This is a genomic window from Nocardioides yefusunii (genome assembly GCF_004014875.1).
GTDB classification, from domain to species: domain Bacteria; phylum Actinomycetota; class Actinomycetes; order Propionibacteriales; family Nocardioidaceae; genus Nocardioides; species Nocardioides yefusunii.
In genome coordinates this window covers 1197832-1219773 of record NZ_CP034929.1, presented here as the reverse complement: position 1 = coordinate 1219773, position 21942 = coordinate 1197832, and the positions used below count along the sequence as shown (strand labels likewise).

At 69.3% G+C, this 21942-nt stretch carries 20 protein-coding genes; 7 read left to right on the top strand and 13 right to left on the bottom strand.

Translation table 11 applies throughout. From position 1 onward, the window contains the following. Positions 1-9 precede the first annotated feature (9 nt). The 6 genes from EOV43_RS05465 to EOV43_RS05440 form a co-directional block, all read right to left on the bottom strand. Entirely contained in the window at positions 10-381 is a 372-nt protein-coding gene (locus EOV43_RS05465; RefSeq protein ID WP_128220035.1) for a fluoride efflux transporter FluC, read from the bottom strand. Then, positions 378-851, bottom strand: a complete 474-nt coding sequence (locus EOV43_RS05460) for a fluoride efflux transporter FluC (RefSeq protein WP_128220034.1) — start codon at positions 849-851, stop codon at positions 378-380. Before EOV43_RS05460 ends, EOV43_RS05465 begins: the two co-directional genes overlap by 4 nt. Continuing rightward, positions 848-1846 (bottom strand): VldE C-terminal domain-containing protein, encoded by a 999-nt coding sequence (locus EOV43_RS05455; protein WP_128220033.1) that lies wholly within the window; start codon positions 1844-1846, stop codon positions 848-850. Before EOV43_RS05455 ends, EOV43_RS05460 begins: the two co-directional genes overlap by 4 nt. A gap of 164 nt (positions 1847-2010) precedes the next feature. Then, the gene (dusB, locus tag EOV43_RS05450; RefSeq protein ID WP_128220032.1) at positions 2011-3162 is read right to left on the bottom strand and encodes a tRNA dihydrouridine synthase DusB; all 1152 of its coding nucleotides are present in this window, start codon (positions 3160-3162) and stop codon (positions 2011-2013) included. Positions 3163-3208: 46 nt separating this feature from the next. Then, positions 3209-4231 (bottom strand): hypothetical protein, encoded by a 1023-nt coding sequence (locus EOV43_RS05445; RefSeq protein ID WP_128220031.1) that lies wholly within the window; start codon positions 4229-4231, stop codon positions 3209-3211. Positions 4232-4362: 131 nt separating this feature from the next. After that, positions 4363-5760, bottom strand: a complete 1398-nt coding sequence (locus EOV43_RS05440; RefSeq protein ID WP_128220030.1) for a glycine--tRNA ligase — start codon at positions 5758-5760, stop codon at positions 4363-4365. 215 nt (positions 5761-5975) lie between these two features. Here EOV43_RS05440 and EOV43_RS05435 point away from each other — a divergent pair, with 215 nt between their 5' ends. Genes EOV43_RS05435 through EOV43_RS05420 form a run of 4 tightly spaced genes read left to right on the top strand, consistent with a single transcriptional unit; the run spans position 5976 to position 9328 of the window. Beyond that, positions 5976-6995 carry a metal ABC transporter substrate-binding protein gene (locus tag EOV43_RS05435; RefSeq protein WP_128220029.1) on the top strand — a complete coding sequence of 340 codons (1020 nt, stop codon included), beginning with the start codon at positions 5976-5978 and terminating at the stop codon, positions 6993-6995. Continuing rightward, positions 6989-7843 carry a metal ABC transporter ATP-binding protein gene (locus EOV43_RS05430; RefSeq protein ID WP_128220028.1) on the top strand — a complete coding sequence of 285 codons (855 nt, stop codon included), beginning with the start codon at positions 6989-6991 and terminating at the stop codon, positions 7841-7843. The genes EOV43_RS05435 and EOV43_RS05430 overlap by 7 nt, the downstream gene beginning before the upstream one ends. Beyond that, positions 7843-8868: a metal ABC transporter permease gene (locus tag EOV43_RS05425; protein ID WP_128220027.1), complete on the top strand. Its 1026-nt coding sequence runs from the start codon at positions 7843-7845 to the stop codon at positions 8866-8868. Before EOV43_RS05430 ends, EOV43_RS05425 begins: the two co-directional genes overlap by 1 nt. Next, entirely contained in the window at positions 8855-9328 is a 474-nt protein-coding gene (locus EOV43_RS05420; protein ID WP_128220026.1) for a transcriptional repressor, read from the top strand. The genes EOV43_RS05425 and EOV43_RS05420 overlap by 14 nt, the downstream gene beginning before the upstream one ends. Before the next feature lie 80 nt (positions 9329-9408). On the opposite strand, the gene EOV43_RS05415 is transcribed toward EOV43_RS05420, so the two are convergent. After that, on the bottom strand, positions 9409-10257 hold the full coding sequence (locus EOV43_RS05415) for an isoprenyl transferase (protein WP_277745790.1): 849 nt from the start codon (positions 10255-10257) through the stop codon (positions 9409-9411). A 111-nt stretch (positions 10258-10368) separates the two neighbouring features. Then, positions 10369-11097, bottom strand: a complete 729-nt coding sequence (gene recO / locus EOV43_RS05410) for a DNA repair protein RecO (protein WP_206611401.1) — start codon at positions 11095-11097, stop codon at positions 10369-10371. A gap of 127 nt (positions 11098-11224) precedes the next feature. Between recO and EOV43_RS05405 the strand changes: the two genes are divergently transcribed. Next, positions 11225-13885 (top strand): ATP-binding protein, encoded by a 2661-nt coding sequence (locus EOV43_RS05405; RefSeq protein WP_128220023.1) that lies wholly within the window; start codon positions 11225-11227, stop codon positions 13883-13885. Between the two features lie 88 nt (positions 13886-13973). Here EOV43_RS05405 and leuA read toward each other — a convergent pair whose 3' ends face one another. Then, positions 13974-15755, bottom strand: coding sequence for a 2-isopropylmalate synthase (leuA, locus tag EOV43_RS05400; RefSeq protein WP_128220022.1), 1782 nt, complete (start codon positions 15753-15755; stop codon positions 13974-13976). A 191-nt stretch (positions 15756-15946) separates the two neighbouring features. Between leuA and EOV43_RS05395 the strand changes: the two genes are divergently transcribed. Then, a complete protein-coding gene (locus EOV43_RS05395; RefSeq protein WP_128220021.1) occupies positions 15947-16444 on the top strand; it encodes a flavodoxin family protein in 498 nt (165 codons plus the stop codon). Next, entirely contained in the window at positions 16441-17268 is an 828-nt protein-coding gene (locus tag EOV43_RS05390; protein WP_128220020.1) for a septum formation family protein, read from the top strand. Before EOV43_RS05395 ends, EOV43_RS05390 begins: the two co-directional genes overlap by 4 nt. A gap of 96 nt (positions 17269-17364) precedes the next feature. On the opposite strand, the gene era is transcribed toward EOV43_RS05390, so the two are convergent. From era to EOV43_RS05370, 4 genes are read right to left on the bottom strand one after another with little or no spacing between them, the layout of a single operon-like run. Beyond that, on the bottom strand, positions 17365-18297 hold the full coding sequence (gene era / locus EOV43_RS05385; protein WP_128220019.1) for a GTPase Era: 933 nt from the start codon (positions 18295-18297) through the stop codon (positions 17365-17367). After that, on the bottom strand, positions 18294-19055 hold the full coding sequence (locus tag EOV43_RS05380; RefSeq protein ID WP_128220018.1) for a siderophore-interacting protein: 762 nt from the start codon (positions 19053-19055) through the stop codon (positions 18294-18296). The genes era and EOV43_RS05380 overlap by 4 nt, the downstream gene beginning before the upstream one ends. 58 nt (positions 19056-19113) lie before the next feature. Next, positions 19114-20454, bottom strand: coding sequence for an SAM-dependent methyltransferase (locus EOV43_RS05375; RefSeq protein ID WP_206611400.1), 1341 nt, complete (start codon positions 20452-20454; stop codon positions 19114-19116). Then, positions 20451-21866 (bottom strand): FAD-binding oxidoreductase, encoded by a 1416-nt coding sequence (locus EOV43_RS05370; protein WP_239022243.1) that lies wholly within the window; start codon positions 21864-21866, stop codon positions 20451-20453. Before EOV43_RS05370 ends, EOV43_RS05375 begins: the two co-directional genes overlap by 4 nt. Positions 21867-21942 lie beyond the last annotated feature (76 nt).

Genomic DNA, 21942 nt, shown 5'->3' with positions numbered 1-21942 from the left:
GAGCGGGACTCAGGCGACCTGCAGACCGATCAGTGCAGCGAGCACGCACCCCAGGGCTGTGCCAGCGGCGTGCACGATTCCCGACAGGAGGCCTTCGCTGCCTCCGGCCCGCACGCTCTGCACGATCGAGGAGCTGAACGTCGTGTAGCCGCCCAGCAGCCCGAGGCCGAAGACCTGCGCAGTGAATCCGCCCGGAGAGACCGCACCGAGCAGGACGCCCAGCAGGAAGGAACCCACGACGTTCACGACGAAGGTGCCCCACGGCAGGCGGTCACCGGTGACCGCCTGGACGCGCGTCTCGGTCAACCAACGCAGTCCGGCACCGACACCGCCGGCCGCACAGATGCAGATCAACGTCAGGAGGTCGAGGAAGAGGTTCATCGCTCCCCGTCCTGACGCACTCGCGGGTCCCGACCGCCGCGGCCACCGCCGAGCGAGGCCTCGACCTGCGGCATCAGGTCACGGTCGCCGACGAGGAGTCCGACCACCGCAGCGCAGACTCCGAGCACGATCTGGGCGCCCACCTGCCAGATGGCGGTCAGGACGTCACCGGCCTCCACCAACTGAGCGCCGTGGACAGCCAGGGTGCTGTAGGTGGTGAATCCCCCCAGCACGCCGGTTCCCAGGAAGACCTGCAGTCGACGGACGCGTGCCGGGTCGAGTCGGGAGCTGCCCAGACGAGCAGTGACGTAGCCGAGCAGGCCGGCGCCGATCACGTTGGCCATCACGATGCCCGCGCTGAGGCCGGAGGCGTCACCCAGCACGCTCGCCATCAACCATCGGCAGAACGTGCCCAGCGCCCCGCCGGCCGCGGCGAGCGTGAGGGCGTCCTTGGTCCCGAGGGGTTTCACCAGACGGTGACGTGCACGTGGTCGAAGTGGTTGGCCGTGGCCGAACCGCGGTCGGACATCGCACGCCAGCCTTCGCCGCCGCGCTCCACCGACCAGATCTTCTGCTCGTAGATCAGGTACTCGATGCCCAGTTCGGAGGCGTGGGCGCGCAGGTGGTCTGCGATCTCCCACCCCACCGGACCGGAGACCATCACGTCGACGGCGCGGCCCTGACCGTGCTCGCCGTCGGTACGCGTGGTGCCGTAGTCGGTGATCTGGGGCCAACGGGCGCAGACCGCCGCGTGAACCTTGCTCAGGCTCGGGTCGAGACCGGCAGGGATCGAGGTCCCGTTGGAGCAGGAGGTGCCCACCGTGCCGCCGGCCGCAGCGTTGCCGGCCTTCTTCTCGGCGACCTTCGGGGCGACCGGCTTCTCGGCGACGAGGTGACCGCTGGTGACCCAGCGCGCCTTGCCCTTGCGGACCACCTCGGTACGACCGTTCTCGGTACGACCGGTGACGAGCACGGCGGTGCCCTCGCCCAGGATGCCGAGGTTGTCGGCGTCTGCAGCGGCGGAGCTCCACAGGTTGAGGTCGGTGGTGGCCCAGCGCTTCTCCTTCGCGGCGGCGACCGCGGCAGCAGTGGCGGCGGCCTCCTTCTTCGCCGCGGCCCGGGCAGCGGCCTTCTTCTCAGCCTTACGCTTCTTCTTCGCCTCGGCCTTCTGCTCAGCCTTGAGTTCGGCGGCAGCAGCGGCGCGGGCCTCGCCCTGGAGGGCCAACTGCTCGGCGTCAGCGGTGCGGTCGGACGAACGGCTGACCGACTCGCGATGGGTCAGGTCCACGTCGACGGCCGACGAAGGCGCGCCAGCAGCGGGGGCGTCGGCGGTGGGGACCTCGTGTCCGAGCAGGCCCAGCGTGACCGCGGAAACGGTCGCGAGCACTGCGACGGGCGCCATGACGGCGGCGGCCCGAGGAAGCTTGCGGGCATTGGCGTCCCGCTGGTGGCGGTGATGGGCCACAGCGTTGATCCTTTGCTGTTGCGTGCAGGGTCAGCCCCACCCGGTGATGAGGGTGGGGACAGTGAGCGAGTCAAGCACAGGAACCAATGTCGGGGGCGATCCTGAGGAGACTTCTCGGAGTCCTGCGAAGCACTTGACAGCGCCCCGTCCAGGACCCGTGCGGATCAGCCGCCGCTGGCCTCGTCGGCGTCCTCGACGGTGTGGATGCCGCGGCCGTCGGCGTCGTCGAGCCATCCTTCCGGCATCACGATCCGCTTGCGGGGAGCGCCCTGGCGACCGCGCGGAGCGCCGAGCTCGGAGGCCGGGAACGGCTCGTTCCAGTCCAGGTCGGCCAGCATCTCGTCGAGGTGCTCCAGGGTGTCGACCAGGCCGAGGCTGTGGCGCAGACTGCCGCCGGCACCGAAGCCCTTGAGGTACCAGGAGATGTGCTTGCGGAACTCCTTGCAGCCCTTCTCCTCACCCATCAGGTCACAGAGGAGCTCGGCGTGACGACGCATCATGCCGGCGACCTCACCCAGGGTGGGGAGCGCGGTGGTCGGCTCACCGGCGAAGGCCGCCGCGAGGTCGCGGAAGAGCCACGGACGCCCCAGACAACCACGACCGACGACGACGCCGGCGGCCCCGGTGTGCTGGATCATCCGGACCGCGTCAGCGGCCTCCCAGATGTCGCCGTTGCCCAGGACCGGAATGTCGACGTGCTGGACCAGCTCGGCGATCGCGTCCCAGTTGGCGACGCCGGAGTAGGCCTGCTCCACGGTGCGGCCGTGCAGGGCGATCGCGGCGACGCCGCTCTCCTGCGCGATCCGGCCCGCGTCGAGGTAGGTCAGGTTGTCGTCGTCGATGCCCATGCGGGTCTTGATCGTCAACGGGACGTCGTACTTCGAGGTTGCCGCAACCGCGGACTCGAGGATCTCGGCGAGCAGGCCCCGCTTGTAGGGCAGGACACCGCCGCCACCCTTGCGGGTCACCTTGGGGACCGGACAGCCGAAGTTGAGGTCGACGTGCGCGACGCCGTACTCGTTGCAGAGGATCTCCGCAGCCTCGCCGACGTACTTGGGGTCGGTGCCGTAGAGCTGGACCGAACGGACGGTCTCCAGCTCGTCGAAGACGAGCATCTGCTTGGTGTGCTCGTCACCCTCGACGAGACCACGCGAGGTGATCATCTCGCAGACGTAGAGGCCGGCCCCCTGCTCGGCGCAGAGACGGCGGTAGGCGGCGTTGGTGATGCCCGCCATCGGCGCGAGCACCACAGGGGTGTCGACCCGGACGTTGCCCAGGACGAGCTCGGTGGGGAGAGCGGGTGCTGCAGAGACCATGCATCCATTCTCCGCCCGCCCTCGGGGCCACCCAAATCTCGCCCGTTCACCGCTCGTGCGGGAAGGTCAGCGTCCCGCCCAGCGAGGAGGCGCGTGTACAGCCGCCCTTCACCCGGCAGCGCACCAGCGCCGAGGCGCCACCGCGGTTGACCTCGAACACGACCCGGGTGTCGTTCTCGAAGGCCGCCGTGGTCTCTCGCCCGCCGCGCGCGCCGTAGGCCCACTTGCGCAGCACCGTGCCGTCCGACATCCGGCGCAGCTGCAGGACCTGGCGCCCGTGACTGCGGGTGATCTGGTGCCCCAGGACCAAGCGGCCGTCGGGCGAGACGTCATGCGGTTCGAAGTTCCTCGCCGTCCACGCCGGGACCCCGGGCGAGGAGATCTTCGTGGGCCCGTAGGACCAGCGTCCGGTCGCGACGAAGATGACGTCGTCCTCCATCATTGCGCCCGAGGACGCACCCACGGGGAGCTGACGAGCCCGCGCCGTGGTCGGGTTCCAGACGTAGGGAGCGCCGACCGCGACGAGGATCCGGTTGCCCTTCGCGTCGAGCGGCTGCGACGTGGGGAAGTGGTCCTCGTAGTTGAAGGGAGCGATCCCGAACACCTTGCCGTCGGCGAGGCGCACCACCGTGGTCTCCGTGCCGCCCCTGCTCTCGGCCGTCCACACGAGCAACTGCCCACCGCGGGAGAGCCGCACGGAGCGGATCAGCGACGGGTTCTCCTTCGGCTTCCCGCCGGGGACCAGCCGCGCCGCACGGCCACGGCGCACTGCGTGCACATGGCTCGCGGAGCGGTAGGTGGTGTGGACCACCCAGTCCTTGCCCGAGCGTCCGAGCAACGTCTGCCCCGAGGCCCGGACCGGGACCGAGACCTTGAGCGACCTCGGACCGACCCGGATCACCCCGTCCTGGAGGTGCGGGACCGTCGACTCCACGCCACGCACGAGGCGCCGCGGATCGATCTGTTCGGCCGCGCCAGCCGGACCGGCCTGGGACACGAGGCCCGCGCAGAGGACCCCCGCCATGGTGGAGCCGAGAAGGACGAGCCTGCCGCGCCGTTGAGTGCTCATGAGCCCACCGTCCCACCGGGCAGGGCCGGGCGGAAGAGTGCCGGACAGACGGACGAGCCCCCGTCCGGCAAGGCCGGGCGGGGGCTCGTGGAACGGACGTCAGACGTCCGTCGTGACCGGTCCTCGGTGCGTCAGCAGCCGATCAGCTTCGCGGCGAAGTACGCCGAGATGCCGTCGAGGGAGACGCGCTCCTGGTTCATGGTGTCGCGCTCGCGGACGGTGACCGCGTTGTCCTCAAGGGTGTCGAAGTCGACGGTGACGCAGAACGGGGTACCGATCTCGTCCTGACGACGGTAACGACGGCCGATGGCACCGGAGTCGTCGAACTCGACGTTCCAGTTGCGACGCAGTTCCTCGGCCAGGGCCTTGGCCTTGGGCGAGAGGTCGGCGTTGCGCGAGAGCGGCAGGACGGCGACCTTGACCGGAGCCAGGCGCGGGTCGAGCTTGAGCACGACACGCTTGTCGACGCCACCCTTGGTGTTGGGGGCCTCGTCCTCGGTGTACGCGTCGACGAGGAAGGTCATCAGCGAACGCGACAGACCAGCCGCCGGCTCGATGACGTACGGCGTGTAGCGCTCGTCGTTGGCCTGGTCGTAGTAACGCAGGTCAGCGCCGGAGTGCTGGGCGTGGGTCGAGAGGTCGTAGTCGGTGCGGTTGGCGATGCCCTCGAGCTCACCCCACTCCGAACCGGCGAAGCGGAAGCGGTACTCGATGTCCGTGGTGCCCTTGGAGTAGTGCGACAGCTTCTCCAGCGGGTGCTCGAAGAGGCGCAGGTTGTCGCGGTTGACACCGAGGTCGACGTACCAGTTGAGGCGCTCGTTGATCCAGTACTGGTGCCACTCGTCGTCCTCACCCGGCTTGACGAAGAACTCCATCTCCATCTGCTCGAACTCGCGGGTGCGGAAGATGAAGTTGCCCGGCGTGATCTCGTTGCGGAACGACTTGCCGATCTGCGCGATGCCGAACGGCGGCTTCTTGCGCGAGGAGGTCACGACGTTGGCGAAGTTGAGGAAGATGCCCTGGGCGGTCTCGGGGCGGAGGTAGTGCAGGCCCGACTCGTCCTCGGTGACACCGAGGTGGGTCTTGAGCATGCCCGAGAACTCCTTCGGCTCGGTCCACTGGCCGCGGGTGCCACAGTTGGCACAGGCGATCTCGGCCATCGGGACGTCGTCGGGGTTCTCGATGCCCTTCTTCTCCGCGACGGCCTCCTGGAGGTGGTCGGCGCGGAAGCGCTTGTGGCACGAGAGGCACTCGGTCAGCGGGTCGTTGAAGGTGGCGACGTGACCCGAGGCGACCCAGGTCTCACGCGGCAGAATGATGGAGGAGTCAAGGCCGACGACGTCCTCGCGGCCCTGGACCATGGCCTTCCACCACTGACGCTTGATGTTCTCCTTCAGCTCCACTCCGAGCGGGCCGTAGTCCCAGGCGGACCGGGTTCCGCCGTAGATCTCGCCGCACGGGAACACGAAACCTCGGCGCTTGGCGAGGGAGACGACGGTGTCGACGATCGATGCGGGGGCCTTGGCCACGTTCTTCACTCCTGCTGCAAGGGAAGGGTCGGCTGGCTGCCGACCCCTGAAGCCTCCAGCGTATCCACCCGCGCCCGGTTTCCCTTCCTCCGGCCGCCCGCGGTGCGTCGCGGGTGTGACCTGCGCTTCCCGGGGACGTGGCTCACGGCGTCCATCTCGAACCAATGCGTGTCACAGAATTGAAAACCGTTCTCACAAGTGTGAGAATCGTTCTCATGTCATCGCGTCGTTCCCTCCTGCACCGCCCCCTGACCACCACCGCACTCCTGGGTGCGCTCCTGCTCGCAGGGACCGGGTGTTCAGCCTTCGAGGAGGACGACACGGTCCGCGTGGCAGCCGGGTTCTACCCCCTGGCCTGGGTCGCGGAACAGGTCGGCGGCGACGACGTCGAGGTCGCCAACCTGACCCGCCCCGGCAAGGATGCTCACTCCTCGGAGCCCTCCCTGCAGGCCACCGCCACGTTGGCCCGCGCCGACCTCGTCGTCGTCAGCGGTGGTTTCCAGGCCGAGATCGACGCCTCGGTGAAGGCCAACGCCAAGGGCCGGGTCCTCGACGTAGCGAAGGTGCTGGAGTTCATCCCGTTCGAGGAGCACGACCACTCCCACGACCACTCCCACGAGGACGAGCACGCCGGCGAGACCGAGGCGGAACACGCCGACCACGCTGACTCTCACGACGGGCACGACCACGGCGACTCTCACGACGGGCACGACCACGGCGACACCGACCCGCACTTCTGGCTCAACCCGCTGATGATGGTCACCTACGCCGAGGCCCTGGCCGACGAGCTCAGCGACCTCGATGCCGACAACGCCGAGACCTACCGCGCCAACGCCGACGCACTCGTCGACCAGCTGACCGCCCTGGACACCGAGTACGCCGAGGGGCTCGCCTCGTGCGAGCGCTCCACCGTCGTGGTCAGCCATGACGCGTTCGGCTACCTGAAGCGGTACGGCCTCGAGTTCGAGGCGGTCGCCGGCCTCTCCCCCGGCGCCGAGCCGACCCCGGGCGACCTCAAGCACCTCTCCGAGGTGATCGCCGACGAGGGCGTCACCACCGTCTTCACCGAGACGCTGGCCCCCACCAAGCTGACCGAGCAGCTGGCCAAGGACGCCGGCATCGGCACCGCGGTGCTCGACCCGCTCGAGGGTCTGGTCTCCTCCGACAGCACCGACGACTACCTCTCCCTCATGCGCGCCAACCTCGGCGCCCTGCAGAAGGCGAACGCATGCTGAACGCCACCGCCCCCGAGTCCACGGACCCCTCCGACGCTCCCGTCGCGCCGCTCGTTCTGCGCGGCGGTTCCGTCGTCATCGAGGGTCGACCGATCGTCCGGGCCGTCGACTTCACCGTCCGCACCGGCGAGTTCGTCGCCCTCATGGGCGCCAACGGCTCCGGCAAGTCCACTCTCGTGCGTGCCCTCACCGGCCTGCGACCGCTGGCCTCGGGCACCCTGGAACTCTTCGGCACCGAGGTCTCGAAGTTCAGCGACTGGCACCGCGTCGGCTTCGTCCCCCAGCGTCCCGGCGCCGGGTCCGGCGTCCCGGCCAACGTGTGGGAGGTCGTCTCCGCCGGGCGCCTCACCCACCGCAAGCCGTTCCGCCCCCTGAGCCGCACCGATCGCGACCTGATCGACCGAGCCATCGAGGTCGTCGGCCTCACCGACAAGGCCCGTGCCGCGGTCTCCTCGCTCTCGGGCGGCCAGCAGCAGCGCGTCCTGATCGCCCGGGCCCTGGCCAGCCAGCCCGACCTGCTCTTCCTCGACGAGCCCACCGCCGGCGTCGACCTGCCCAACCAGCAGGTCCTGGCCGACACCCTCAAGGTGCTCCAGGGCCGCGGCGTCACCATCGTCCTGGTCGCCCATGAGCTCGGCCCGCTGGAGCCGCTCGTCGACCGCGCGGTGGTGCTGCGCGACGGCCGCGTCATCCACGACGGCGCCCCGCTGAGCCACGAGGCCGTGCACACCGCACATCTGGACACCGGTCACGCCCACCACGTCGACGAGACCCCCGCCCCCGACCACCTGCCCCACGTCACGTCGCCCTTCGAGGCAGCTGCCACGCGCGACGAGGAGAAGAACTGATGAACGACTACCTCGACCTGCTGTCGATGGAGTTCATGGTCCGAGCCCTGCTCGCGGCCTTCTTCACCGGCCTCGCCGTCCCGGCGGTCGGCACCTACATGGTCCAGCGCCGAATGTCCCTGATGGGTGACGGTCTGGGCCACGTCGCCGTCACCGGTGTCGCCATCGGTCTGGTCACCAGCGCCTCCCCCACCTGGACAGCGGTGGTCGCCGCGATCCTCGGTGCGGTCGCGATCGAACTGATCCGTGAACGCGGGCTCTCCGGCGGTGACGTCGCGCTCGCGCTGCTCTTCTACGGCGGTCTCGCGGGCGGCATCTTCGTCGCCGGTCTCGGCGGCCAGTCCACCTCCAAGCTCCAGCAGTACCTCTTCGGCTCCATCACCACGATCTCGTGGGGCGACGTGCTCGTCACCGTGATCCTGGCCGCGGTGCTGCTCGTGCTCTGCGTGGGTCTCGCACCGCAGCTCTTCGCGGTCGCCCACGACCAGGAGTTCGCCCGCGTCTCGGGTCTCAACACCCGCTTCTACAACCTGCTGGTCGCGATCCTCGCAGCCATCTCCGTCACCGTCGCGATGCGCACCGTGGGTCTGCTCCTGGTCTCGGCGCTCATGGTGATTCCGGTGGCCACCGCGCAGCAGGTGACCAGTTCCTTCCGCCGCACCCTGTGGATGTCGATGACGGTCGGCATGACCGCCGCCGTGGGTGGCCTCCTCACCGCGGCCGGCGCGCCGTCGAGTGCAGACGTCGCTCCGGGTGCTTCCATCGTCCTGGTCGCCCTGGCGATCTTCCTGGTGGCCTGGCCGTTCGGTGCCTGGATGCGGCGTCGGGACCGGTTGAACGCACCCTTCCCGCTGCTCGACGAGGCCCCCGACGCGGTCCCGCACACCGACCCCGACGACACTGGGCACACGCACCTGCACGGAGAGGACTGCGGTCACCGCGCAGTTCCGCACGGCGACCACGTGGACTACCTCCACGACGGCCACCGTCACGCACCGCACGGAGAGCACTATGACGAGCACTGATCCTGCCCCCAGTCCCAGCACCGGGCACGGCCACGGCCATGCCCACGGGGCGGTGGACGACGAACCCGCTGCACCCCCGATGCGTCCGACCAGGCAGCGCGTCGCCGTGACCGCTGCGCTCACCGATGCCCGCGAGTTCCGTTCCGCGCAGGAGATCCACGACGCCGTGACGTCGGCGGGCAACAAGGTCGGCCTGGCCACCGTCTACCGCACCCTGGCGGCGCTGGCCGACGCCGGGATGATCGACGTCCTGCGCCGTGAGGACGGCGAGTCCGTCTATCGCCAGTGCGAGGCGGACCGCCACCACCACCACCTGCTGTGCCGCCAGTGCGGTGCCACCGTGGAGATCGAGGGCCCGGCCGTCGAGGCGTGGGCCGAGTCGATCGCGAACGAGCACGGCTACAGCCAGATCAGCCACTCGATCGAACTGTTCGGCACCTGCCCGGACTGCGCTGCCTGATCCGTACCGCACGGCTCGAGCGTCAGAGCACGAGAGGCCGTCACCCCACGGGGTGACGGCCTCTTTGCGTGCGTGGGCGTTCAGGCGCCGCTCGGCGCTGCGACGGGGTTCGGCTCCGCGCCGCCGTAGCGACGGTCGCGGCGGGCGTACTCGTCGACGGCTGCCCACAGGTGACGACGGTCGACGTCGGGCCAGAGCACGTCGGAGAAGACGAACTCCGCATAGGCCGCCTGCCAGGTCATGAAGTTGCTCAGTCGCTGCTCGCCCGAGGTGCGCCAGACCATGTCGGCCTCGGCCAGCTCGGGCACGTAGAGGTGCGCGGCGATCGTCTTCTCGGTGATCTTCTTCGGGTCGAGTCGGCCTTCGGCGACCTTCTTGGCGATCGCCTGGACGGCGTCGGTGAGTTCGGCGCGACCGCCGTAGTTGACGCACATCGTCAGGGTGCAGACGGTGTTGTTCTTCGTGAGCTCCTCGGCCTCCTGGAGCTCCTTGATCACCGACTTCCACAGACGCGGCGCGCGGCCGGCCCACTTCACCCGGACGCCGAGCTCGTTCATCTCGTCACGACGGCGGCGGATCACGTCGCGATTGAAGCCCATCAGGAACCGGACCTCCTCGGGTGAGCGGGCCCAGTTCTCGGTCGAGAACGCGTAGGCGCTGATCGCCTTCACACCGATCTCGATCGCGCCCTCGACGACGTCGAAGAGAGAGGACTCGCCCTGCTCGTGGCCCTTGGTGCGCGGCAGTCCACGCTCCTTCGCCCAGCGTCCGTTGCCGTCCATGACCACCGCGACGTGGTGCGGAACCAGTTCGGCGGGGATCGACGGCGGGGTCGCGCCGGAAGGATGCGGGGTCGGCTGACGGACCGCCTGCGGTGCAGATCCCGAACGGGACGACCGGGAGGGAGTCTGGGGCGCTGCGAACTTCACGTCCAGAAGCCTACGACCCCCGGTGCGGAGCAGCCCATCGGCTCGGTGCGGAGCAGCCCATCGGCTCGGTGCGGAGCAGCCCATCGGGCCGGTGCAGCCGCCCCGTCTCGCTCAGCGCTCGACGTACTCCAAGGATCGCAGTCCACGCTCGAGGTGCCAGCCGAGGTAGGCCGCGACCAGACCACTGGCCTCCTTGGCACAGCGCGGATCCGCGGCGTGCACGAACGCCCAGTTGCCGGCCAGCAGCGCGCCCAGCAGTTCCAGGGTCTCGGGAGCAGGCGTCGCACAGCCCGGGACCCGACAGGTGACGCACAGGACGCCGCCGGCCGCCGGGCTGAAGAAGCGGTGCGGGCCTTCGACACCGCACCGGGTGCAGTGCAGGAACGACGGCGCGTAACCGGCCACCGACATCGAGCGCAGCAGGTAGGAGTCCAGGATCTGGTGGGGTGCGTGCACCCCGTCGACCATCGCCCGTAGGGCACCGACCAGCAGCAGGAACTGCTGGATCGCGGGCTGCTTCTCCTCCACCACGAGACGTTCGGCGGTCTCCAGCATCACTGTCGAGGCGGTGTAGCGCTCGTAGTCCAGACCGAGCTCGGACTGGAAGGGGCTGATGGTCTCGGCCTGGGTGATGGTGTCGAGGCTGCGTCCCTCGGCCAGCTGGAGGTCGACGTGGGTGAAGGGCTCCAGCCGTGAACCCCAGCGCGACGTGGTGCGCCGCACCCCCTTGGCGACAGCACGGACCAATCCGTGGTGGCGGGTCAGGAGGGTGATGATGCGGTCGGCCTCGCCCAGCTTGTGGGTGCGCAGCACGACCGCCTCGTCGCGGTAGAGAGGCACCCCTCCATTGTGCCTCCTGCCCCCGACATCGCGTCGCATCAACGGCTCGCGCCACCCCCCGGTGCCCGGTCACCGCAATCTCTCATTCGGGGTACGCAGGTAATGCACGACTGCCAGACTCCCCACCGTGACGTGGAGGGGACTGTGTCGTGGAGGACCGTGGTGGGCCGTGCTGCTGGTGGTCGCATCGGCGGTGTTCACCTGGGCCTCCCTCTCCCAAGCGCCCCTCGGCGCCCCCTCCCCGGCCTGGTCCTCGACCGCAGTCCCCCTCGTCGTCGTCGCGCGCACGGCCCCTCGGTGGTGGCCGCCGTTGCTGGTCCTCGTCGCCGGAGCCGTGGCCGTCCCCCACCTGCTGGTCGGGGACAGCCCCGAGATGACCACGGCCGTGACCCTCGGTTCGGTCCTGACGGTCCTCGTCTCCGCGATCGTCCTCAGCAACGGACGTCGCCCGTCCGAGGTGATCCTCTTCGCGCCTGCTGACCTGGGACGGATCGTGGTCGCGGCCGTCTTCGGCGGCATGTTCGCCGGGGCCGTGGACTCACTCGCCATCCATCTCGACGGTGCCTCCACTCTCTCGGGCTGGGACGTGCTCGCGATCGCCGGCCCCGCCCACGTCGCGTGGACCCTGCTCGCCGCCTCAGCATTGCTCCCCGTCAGCCGTGAACGTCAGCGTGCAGGTCGGGTGGAGAGCGTCGCACTGGCGGTTGCTCTCCTCGGGGTCCTCGCGCTGCTGCGCCTGGAGAGCATCCCGGTCTCCGCGATCGCGCTCTCCATCCCGATCGTGGTGCTGGCCGCGCTCCGCGGCAGTGTCCGCGGAACCACCCTGCACCTCCTGGCTCTGGGCACGTGGGTCAGCGTGCTCACCACTGCCCATCGCGGCCCCTTCGCACTCCCCGACGAGGTGACACTGGAGTCCCTGGGCGTCAGCGTCGTCGGTCAGGGCTACGTCGTGGTGACGGCGATGATGGCTCTGCCTCTCGCAGTGGCCACCGCCCAGGGATCGCTGCTGCGCCGCGAACTCCGCTCCGAGCGCGACCTGTCCGAGATGACACTGGCCACCGCGGGGTGTCTGGTGCTGGTCACCGACCTCAAGGGCAGCATCCTGCGGGTCAACACCGCAGCCACGCGTGTCCTCGGCGTCGACGCCGCAACCCTGCTGGGCACTCCCGCCTGGGGACTCGTACCCCGCGAACACCGGAGCGTGGCACGGCGCATGTTCGCCGCCCCCGACGGCTCCTTCCTGCCGGAGTCGGTGGAGGGACGTCTCGTCGACCACACCGGCGAGGAGCGTCGAGTGCTGTGGACCACCGGCATTGTCCGCGACCACGCCGACTCCCCCACCCATCTGGTCCTCACCGGACTCGACGTCACCGCCGAACTCAACGCCGCCGGCCACACCGAGCACCTGCTCCGGGCACCGATCGACACCGCCATCATCGGGATCGACCGCCAGGGCCGGATCACGCTGGCCAACGCCGGAGCCGAAGCAGTCCTGGGAAGCAACGCGAGCGATCTCGTCGGCAGCCCGTTCATCCGGGTGCTCTCCGCAGCCGAACTGGCCGAGTGGGCCGGGGGCCTACGGATCAAGCCCGACTTCGCGTCCTTGCTCGCCCAGACCGTCGACGCCGGCCCCCGCGACTGGCACTGGCTCGGCGACGGCACCGCCACCCTGGTGTCGATGGAGCTCTCCCAGATCGTTGACAACTCCGGCACCCTGATCGGCTACCTCTGCGTCGCCAACGACGTCACCGAGATCCGCACCCGCCAGCAGCTCCTCGTCGACGCCCTCGACACCGAACGCCACGTCGTCGACCGGCTCCGCGAACTCGACGCCACCAAGGACCACTTCGTCACGACCGTCAGTCACGAACTGCGCACGCCGGTCGCCACCATCGTCGGGTACACCGAGATGCTCACCGCGGGCGAGCTGGGCGATCTCACCCCCGCCCAGATCCGGGCGATGGAGGCGGTCAACCGCAACGGTGAACGTCTGGTGACCTTGGTCGACAACCTCCTCGCCCTCGCCGGACCCGGCCCCGAGAACGCAGGGTCCTCGAAGGTGCGGGTCGATCTCGTCGACCTCGCGAAGGAAGCCGAACGACAGGCCGGCGCACTGCTGCAGGGACGCCGCCTCTCCGCGATCTTCTCCTTCCCCGGACGTCCGGTCCCGGTCTCGGGCGACCGGCGCCAGCTCGCGCTGGTCCTGTCCAACCTGCTGAGCAACTCGGTGAAGTTCACCGAGGACGGTGGCGAGATCCGCTGCACCGTGGTCCTCGACGGCGAGGACGCCGTGCTGGAGGTGACCGACAACGGCCTCGGCATCCCCGAGGACGAGCAGGACCAGGTCTTCACCCGGTTCTGGCGCTCCCGCACCGCCATCGACCGGCACATCCAGGGAACCGGCCTGGGCCTGGCCACCGCCCAGGCGATCGTGACCGCCCACGGCGGCTCTGTGACGCTGGAGTCCACGCATCTCGACGGCACCACCGCCCGGGTACGACTGCCGCTCCTGGCCGAGCCCACCCTGCGCGAGGAGGGGCCACGTCCTGAACGGGTGCGCCGCGACCGGAGCGGTCCGATCCGGCCGAACCGGCCCGGCCTGCCCGAACTGACCCGGCGATCCTCACGCGGGCCCGAGCAGCAGTTCGAGTCCCACCCGGACTCCCTGTTCGAGCGCCCCGACGACCTCGACGCCGGCCGGGAAGCCGAGACCGACGCTGATCCGGCCGACGCTGATCTGGCCGTCGCTGTCGCGGTCGACGCCGAGGAGACGACAGCGGCGCCCTGAACGACGAACGGCCCGGGGCCGGGGAGAACACTCCCCGGCCCCGGGCCGTTGCTGTTGCTGTTGCTGTGGCTGGGTGTCGCGGTGGGCGTCAGGAAGCGCGGTTGACGGCGCTGATGACTGCCTTCAGCGAAGCGGTGACGATGTTGGCGTCCAGCCCGACGCCCCAGACGATCTTCTCGCCCACGGCACACTCGACGTAGGCCGCAGCGATTGCGTCGCCACCCTCGCTGAGGGCGTGCTCGGCATAGTCCAGGACGCGGACGTCGCCACGGGACGCGTAGACCGGGTTGCCCTGCGCCTGCTCGTCGGCGGCCAGCTCGTTGAGGGCCGCGACGAAGGCCGCGATCGGGCCGTTGCCCTCACCCACCAGCTCGCGCAGCTCACCGTCGACGAAGACCTGGGCCTTCAGCTGGTCCTTCTCGCCCGCAGCCGAAGAGGTGTGAACGGAGTCCAGCTTGAGCGGCGTCTCCTTGTTCAGGTACTCGGCCGAGAAGACGTCCCAGATCCGCTCCGGGGTGATCTCGCCACCCTCGGTGTCGGTGTAACCCTGGATGACGCGGGAGAACTCGATCTGCGCACGACGCGGCAGGTCCAGCTTGTGCTCGGCCTTCAGCACGTAGGCGACACCGCCCTTGCCCGACTGGGAGTTGACGCGGATGACGGCCTCGTAGGAACGGCCCACGTCCTTGGGGTCGATCGGCAGGTACGGGGCCTCCCAGGCGATGTCGCGCACCGAGATGCCCTGCTCCTCGGCCTGACGCTCCAGGTCTTCCAGACCCTTCTTGATCGCGTCCTGGTGGGAGCCGGAGAAGGCGGTGTAGACGAGGTCGCCGGCGTAGGGGTGACGCGGGTGCACGGGCAGACCGGTGCAGTACTCCACCGTGCGACGGATCTCGTCGATGCCACCTTCGACCGCGAAGTCGATCTGCGGGTCGATGCCCTGGCTGAACAGGTTCATGCCGAGGGTGACCAGGTCGACGTTTCCGGTGCGCTCACCGTGGCCGAACAGGCAGCCCTCGACGCGGTCAGCACCGGCCATCATGCCCAGCTCGGCGGCCGCGACACCGGTGCCCCGGTCGTTGTGCGGGTGCAGCGAGATCGCCGAGTGCTCACGACGGGTCAGACCGCGCGAGAAGTACTCGATCTGGTCGGCGTAGGTGTTCGGCGTCGACATCTCGACCGTCGCGGGCAGGTTCAGGATGATCTCGCGACCGGCCTCGGGCTGCCACACGTCGGAGACGCGCTCACAGACCTCGAGGGCGAAGTCGGTGTCGGACTGGGTGAAGATCTCCGGGCTGTACTCGTAGCCGAAGTCCTGCGAGCCGACCAGCTCGGGAACGAACTTCTCGGCGTACTTCATCACCAGCTCGGTGCCGCGCACCGCGATGTCGATGCACTGTTCGTCGGTGACGCCGAAGACGACACGCTTGAACATCGGCGCGGTGGCGTTGTACATGTGGATCGACGCGCGGGGCGCGCCGGCCAGCGACTCGGCGGTGCGCGAGATCAGGTCCTCGCGGGCCTGGGTCAGCACCGAGATCTGGACGTCGTCGGGGATCCGGTCGCCTTCGATCAGCTCACGCACGAAGTCGAAGTCGGTCTGCGAGGCCGACGGGAAGCCGACCTCGATCTCCTTGTAACCCATCTTGACCAGCAGGTCGAACATCTTCAGCTTGCGGGCCGGGGTCATCGGGTCGATCAGGGCCTGGTTGCCGTCACGCAGGTCGGTGGAGAGCCAACGGGGAGCGCGGGTGATCTTGTTCGACGGCCAGGTGCGGTCCGGAACGGTCACGGGCTCGAAGGCCTTGTAGCGCCCGAACGGCATCGGGCTGGTCTTCTGCTGGTTGGTGGTGTTGCTCAGGTTGGTCATGAAGGTGCCTCACAGAGATACGGAATGGGCGACCGGCACGCGCACGCACTCCGCAACGAGGGGGCCGGCTGTTCAGGCCTCGTTGCGGCAGCGAAGGAGAAGAAGACTCATCATGACGGAACCAAATGTACGCCTCCTCGTGACCTTTCCACAGCCGGGGTGTCGCAGGACACGGTGCGTAGGCTCGTGCCATGCCTCGCCTGCTCCTCGTCCAGCACTGCCCCACGGCCGCCACGCGCCGCCTCGGTGACGCCGTCCTGGCAGGCGCCCGTCACCCTGACCTGGAGGGCGTCGTCGTCGTGGTGCGCGAAGCCCTCGACGCAACCGCGGACGACGTCCTCGCCGCCAACGCGGTGGTGCTGGGGACGCCGGCCAACTTCGGCTACATGAGCGGCGCGTTGAAGCACTTCTTCGACCGTTCGTTCCTGGCCCTGGGCGGCGCCCTGGACGCCGACGGTTCCGGCAGCACCGGACCTGCCTCCGGCCCTCGGGTGCCGTGGGCGCTGTGGGTGCACGGCAACTACGACACCGTCGGCGCGGTCCGATCGGTGGAGTCGCTCGTCGCGGCCCTTCCCTGGCGTCGTGCGGCGCCCCCGTTGGCGTTGACGGGCGAGGTCACCGAGGATCATGAGGCCCGGGCCTTCGAACTCGGGGCCACCCTGGCCGCACTCACCTTGGAGGACGCATGAGCTCCCGCCCCCGGACCGTCACCCGCGCTCTGGCCCTGTGGGGTGCCGCCCTGCTGGTGAGCGTCTCTGCCTGCAGTGGAGAGGACTCCACGCCCGAGGCCGGCGACTCCCCCGGCCCGACGGCCTCCGCGACGCCGACGCCCACTCCTGAACCGACTCCCCCGCCGAAGCCGAAGGTCGGGTCCTGCCACGTCCTGAGTTGGAACGACGCTCTGGCGCCGACCGCGACGGTGGCTGGCGAGTCGTGCACGAAGTCGACGTCGTTGACCTTCCACGTCGGGACGTTGAAGGCAGACCAGGTGGACTCCACCTCCGCTCAGGAGCAGATCGCCAAGGCGTGCCCGAAGAAGCTCCGCTCCTACCTGGGCGGGACGTCGGAGCAGCGTCGCCTCAGCGTCCTGACGACAGTGTGGTTCACCCCGACGATCGAGGAGGAGGAGCAGGGTGCCGACTGGTACCGCTGTGACCTCGTCGCCCCCAGCAACGGCAAGCTGCTCAAGGTGAAGCGCGGCATGCGCGACTCGATCGGCACCGAGAGGGCAGCCAAGTACGAGCTCTGCGCGAAGGGATCGATCGGCTCGAAGACCTTCACCCACGTGGCCTGCGCCAAGAAGCACTCGTGGAAGGCGATCTCGACGGTCAACCTGTCGGGTGAGAAGTACCCCGGACGCAAGGCCATCGCTGCGACCCTGACCCAGCCCTGCACCGACGCCGCCACCGCGGTGGCCAGCAACAAGCGCGACGTCACCTGGGGCCAGGAAGGCCCCACGAAGGCGCAGTGGAAGGCCGGACAGCGGTACGGGTACTGCTGGGCACCCGCCTGAAATGAGCCACGCACCAGTCAGAAGTGCTGCCGGAACGGACGTTCCGCAGCACTTCTGACTGGTGCGTGAGTGGCCTGAGGCTGTGTTGGCTGAGGCTCAGAAACCCAGGCGACGGAGCTGACGCGGGTCGCGCTGCCAGTCCTTGGCCACGCGCACGTGCAGGTCGAGGTAGACCGGCGAACCGAGCAGGGCCTCGATCTGCTGACGGGCCTCCTTGCCGACGGCGGAGAGGCGTGAGCCCTTCTTGCCGATCAGGATGCCCTTCTGGGAGTCACGCTCGACGTGGATCGTGGCGAACACGTCCAGGAGCGGCTTCTCGGGGTCGCGGTTGGCGCGCATGCCCATCTCCTCGACCGTGACGGCGATGGAGTGCGGGAGCTCGTCGCGAACACCCTCGAGGGCGGCCTCGCGGATGAGTTCAGCGGCCAGGATCTCCTCGGGGGCATCGGTGAGGTCGCCGTCCGGGTAGAGCTGCGGGCCCTCGGGCAGCAGTCCGACGAGGAGGTCGGCGAGCAGACCGATCTGGTCGCCGGACTCCGAGGAGACCGGGATGATCTCGGCCCAGTCGGTGTTGGTCTCCTTGCCGAGCGCCTGGATGGCGAGCAGGTGCTCACCGAGCTGCTCGGGGTTGACGAGGTCGGTCTTGGTCGCGATCGCGACCTTGATCTTGCGACGCACCTTGGACAGCTCGTTGACGATGAAACGGTCACCGGGGCCCGGCTTCTCGTTGGCGGGGAAGCAGACCGCGACGACGTCGACCTCGGCCCAGGTGGTCTTCACGAGGTCGTTGAGGCGCTCACCCAGCAGGGTGCGCGGGCGGTGCAGGCCGGGGGTGTCGACGAGGATCAGCTGGGCGTCGGGGCGGTGCACGATGCCACGCACGACCGTACGGGTGGTCTGCGGCTTGTTGGAGGTGATGACCACCTTCTTGCCGACCAGCGCGTTGGTCAGCGTCGACTTGCCGGCGTTGGGGCGGCCGACGAACGAGACGAACCCGCTCCGGTGCTCGGGGGTGGTGTTCTCGTTCATGCGTCGTCCTTGCTGGTGGAGGTGGTCTGGGCCTGGTCGGCCTGACTGGAGGTGGCCGCCGAGGGGCGGACCGGGTCGATCTTGCGGGGCTGTCGTCCGGCGACGGATCGCCAGTAGCCCATCACGTCGTAGGCGCTGGTGGGAAGCTTGCGCTCGCGCATCAGGTGCTTGCGGATGGCGCGCATCTGGGCGGACTCGCCGGCCATCCAGAAGTACCCCTCGCCCTCGGGCCAGTCGATCTTCTCGACGGCCTCGGCCAGGGCGGAGGTGCCGTGTCCGGGCTGGTCCAGCCAGGTCACGTCGGTCGCGGCGGCGAGGTAGGAGGCGAGGTCGTCGGGGACCTCGGCCCACATCCGGGTGGGGAGGTCGGTCTCCTCCGCGATCCGGGCCATCGCCGGCAGCGCGGTGAGGTCGCCGACGAGCATCAGCCACTGCGCGCCTTCGGGGAGCTCGAAGGAACCCTTGGCCTCCTGGACGGTGACCTCGTCACCGACGCAGTCGCCAGCGGCCCATTCGGTGACCAGACCGACCTCGTGGACGACGATGTCGAGAACCATCTCGACGCCGTCCCACGAACGCACCGTGTAGTAGCGCGACTGGAACTGACCGGGCACCACCAGACCGACCCATTCGTCAGGAATGCCGGTCGAGGTGAAGCCGCTCAGGCCTTCACCGCCCAGGACGATCCGGACGAAGTGGTCGCTCAACTGCTCACGGCGCAGGACCGTGGCGGTGTACTGCAGTGCTCGGGTGCTCACCGTTCAAGCCTAGTCGGCGCCCGCCCACCCACGAACTCACCAGCCCGTCGCCCTCGGCTCACCAGTGCGGACGCAGACCCAGACCGTCGTCGCCGTCCTCGGTGCGCACCGCCAGGACCTGGTGCAACTGGATCTTGTCGCGCTCGAACCCCAGTCGCGACGCCGCCAGGTAGAGACCCCAGATCCGGGCGGTCCCTGCCCCGGCCTCGGCGACGCACTCGTCCCAGTGCTCGACGAGGTTGGCGTTCCAGTCCCGCAGCGTCATCGCGTAGTGCTTGCGCAGGTTCTCGGTGTGCACGACCTCGAGTCCGGCGTCCTGGGCCTCGGTGACGATCCGCCCCGAACCGGTGAGTTCCCCGTCGGGGAAGACGTAGCGGTCGATGAAGGCACCGGCCTCCTCGGGGTGGTTGTGCGGCCGGGTGATGCAGTGGTTGAGCAGCCGCCCCTGCGGCTTCAGCTTGCCGCGCAGGAACGTGAAGTAGGAGCCGTAGTTCTTCACCCCGACGTGCTCCATCAGCCCGATCGAGCTGATCGCGTCGAAGTCCCCTTCGGTCACCTCGCGGTAGTCCTGGTGACGGATCTCGACCAGGCCCTCCAGCCCTGCCTCGCGCACGGCCCGCTGTCCCCATTCCGCCTGGGACGGCGAGAGGGTGACGGCGGTGACGTGGACGCCGTACTCCCGCGCCGCGTGCATCGCCATCCCACCCCACCCACAGCCGACGTCGAGGAGGCGCTGGCCGGGCGCGAGCTCGAGCTTGCGGGCCACGAGGTCGAACTTGTCGTACTGGGCCTGCTCCAGCGTCCGGTCCGCGTCGGTGTAGAGCGCACAGGTGTACGCCATCGACTCCCCTAGCACGTGGGAGTAGAACGCGTTGGAGACGTCGTAGTGGTGCTCGATCGCCTCGGCGTCACGCGCCTCGGAGTGACGCATCCCCTCCACCAGACGACGCCACCGCGGCAGGTGCTCCTGCGGCGGCGGGGTGGGCGGGACGAAGGTGCGTGGGCCCAGGGTGCGCACCAGCCGGACCAACTCCCCCGGCCCGGGGACCCGCAGCGCGATCCGGTCCAGGAGCAGCAACAGAAGGTCGTAGGGGTCACCGGGGTGGGCACCGGAGATCTCCAGGTCTCCCGACGCCCAGGCGCGCGCCATCCCGAGGTCACCGGGAGCGGTGACGAGGTAGGAGAGCGCTCGTTCTGAGCGTAGGTGCAGGCCCAGCAGGCTGTCGGCAGGGCCGGCGCTGCTGCCGTCCCAGGCCGTGAGCCGCACCGGCATCCCGTCCCGGAAGAGGCTGGCCAGAGTGCCCGCGACGTCGCTGGTGCCGCCCTCGTCCCGGGCTCCTCCGCCGGAGCCTCCTCCGGACGATCCGTGCGGGTCAGCGGTACGGAAGAAGGCGCTCATCGTCGCCTCACCACCTTGTCGTAGGCGTCGGTCAGTCGGTGTTCGGGATCGAAGCGTTGCTTCACCGCAGCAAGATGGGCCCCGCCGTAGAGACGGTCGAAGGTGGCACGGTCGTAGAAGGCCTCGGAGTAGAGCGACTTGTGCCCTCCCAACTCCGCGACCTTCGCCTCGACGGCGCGGTTGCGGGGGGCGTGCGGGGCGTCGGGCCCCACCTGCACCGTCCCCCAGAAACCGAGGTTCACATAGGTCCGCCCTGCCTCGAGGGGGTAGAGCGGCCAGGTGTGCTCCCCACGCAACCGGAGCGGGCACAGCCACAGCGGACGCATGCCCACCTCGGCGTCGAACCAGTCGAGGAACTCCCCGGTCCGTTCGATCGGCACCTCGACGTCCTGGACCACGCGTTCACGCTGGGGGCGTCCGGCACGCGCGTCGAGACGTCGGATCACGCCGAATCGGTGGTCGAGGCCGACGAGGCGCTGGTACACGTCGGAGCGGCGCCACCGCCGCGGCCACATTCGACGGATCTTGGGGTCGTGGAGGCCGAAGGCTCCCGAGCACCAGAACCAGTCGGTGTCCCAGCGCCACAGGTACTGCTCGGCGGTGACGAGGTCGGTGAGCCGGTCCCGCACGGAGTGGAAGTAGATCTCGTCACCGGTGAAGTCGGACGGTTCGTGCTGTCCGTGCCAGTCGTGGCCCTCCACCTCGACGTCGAAGGTGGCCAGGCTCAGGCGCAGGTCGTCGGGGGCGAAGGCCACTCCGTCGACGGCGTCGACCCGCAGCCCGGCGTGGGCTCCGGTGCGGGAGATCTCCGCCACCGCACGGACCCAGTCGGCCGACGAGCGGAACCGGAGGTGACGCAGGCCCACCAGGTCACCGATCGGCTCCAGATCGATCAGGAGCCGCACGACGTAGCCGAGCGAACCGTAGGAGTTGGGGAAGGCGTCGAACAGCTCGTCCCCGGGGTAGCACGTGACCAGACGGCCGTCGCCGGTGAGGACGTCCATCTCCAGCACCGATTCGTGTGGGAGGCCGTTGCGCAGGCTGGTGGACTCGATCCCCAGACCGGTGACGGCTCCGCCGATGGTGATCGTGCGCAGTTGCGGCACCACCAGCGGCATCAGCCCGTGGTGCAGCGTGGCCTCGGTGAGCGTCTCGTAGGTGCACATCCCCTGGACGAGTGCGGTGCGGGTGACCGGGTCGACCTCGATCACACCGTCGAGGCCGGAGACGTCGAGCCCGCGCACCGCTCGGTCACGGGGTCGGAACAGGTTGGTGGTGCGTTTGGCGAGCCGTACCGGCTCCCCCGCAGCGATCGCGGCGTAGGACGCACGCAGCCGGTCCACGGCCGCCTCGTGAAGACGGTGGGCTTCCTGGCGGTCGTGGCTGATGGGTGACGCTTCCGTCTGGCTCACCCTTCGACCGTAGGACGATCAGCGGCAACGGTCGAGGGCGTCGAGGTCTCGAATTGGTGTGTTCCCGCAACGCGAA

What these genes read in the sequence shown, in the direction of transcription:
- EOV43_RS05395 (WP_128220021.1), top strand. Translation starts at nt 15,947, where the DNA reads ATGCCTCGCCTGCTCCTCGTCCAGCACTGCCCCACGGCCGCCACGCGC.
- dusB (WP_128220032.1), bottom strand. Translation starts at nt 3,162, where the DNA reads ATGGTCTCTGCAGCACCCGCTCTCCCCACCGAGCTCGTCCTGGGCAAC.
- EOV43_RS05435 (WP_128220029.1), top strand. Translation starts at nt 5,976, where the DNA reads ATGTCATCGCGTCGTTCCCTCCTGCACCGCCCCCTGACCACCACCGCA.
- EOV43_RS05420 (WP_128220026.1), top strand. Translation starts at nt 8,855, where the DNA reads ATGACGAGCACTGATCCTGCCCCCAGTCCCAGCACCGGGCACGGCCAC.
- leuA (WP_128220022.1), bottom strand. Translation starts at nt 15,755, where the DNA reads ATGACCAACCTGAGCAACACCACCAACCAGCAGAAGACCAGCCCGATG.
- EOV43_RS05375 (WP_206611400.1), bottom strand. Translation starts at nt 20,454, where the DNA reads ATGAGCGCCTTCTTCCGTACCGCTGACCCGCACGGATCGTCCGGAGGA.
- EOV43_RS05430 (WP_128220028.1), top strand. Translation starts at nt 6,989, where the DNA reads ATGCTGAACGCCACCGCCCCCGAGTCCACGGACCCCTCCGACGCTCCC.
- EOV43_RS05390 (WP_128220020.1), top strand. Translation starts at nt 16,441, where the DNA reads ATGAGCTCCCGCCCCCGGACCGTCACCCGCGCTCTGGCCCTGTGGGGT.
- EOV43_RS05465 (WP_128220035.1), bottom strand. Translation starts at nt 381, where the DNA reads ATGAACCTCTTCCTCGACCTCCTGACGTTGATCTGCATCTGTGCGGCC.
- era (WP_128220019.1), bottom strand. Translation starts at nt 18,297, where the DNA reads ATGAACGAGAACACCACCCCCGAGCACCGGAGCGGGTTCGTCTCGTTC.
- EOV43_RS05445 (WP_128220031.1), bottom strand. Translation starts at nt 4,231, where the DNA reads ATGAGCACTCAACGGCGCGGCAGGCTCGTCCTTCTCGGCTCCACCATG.
- EOV43_RS05425 (WP_128220027.1), top strand. Translation starts at nt 7,843, where the DNA reads ATGAACGACTACCTCGACCTGCTGTCGATGGAGTTCATGGTCCGAGCC.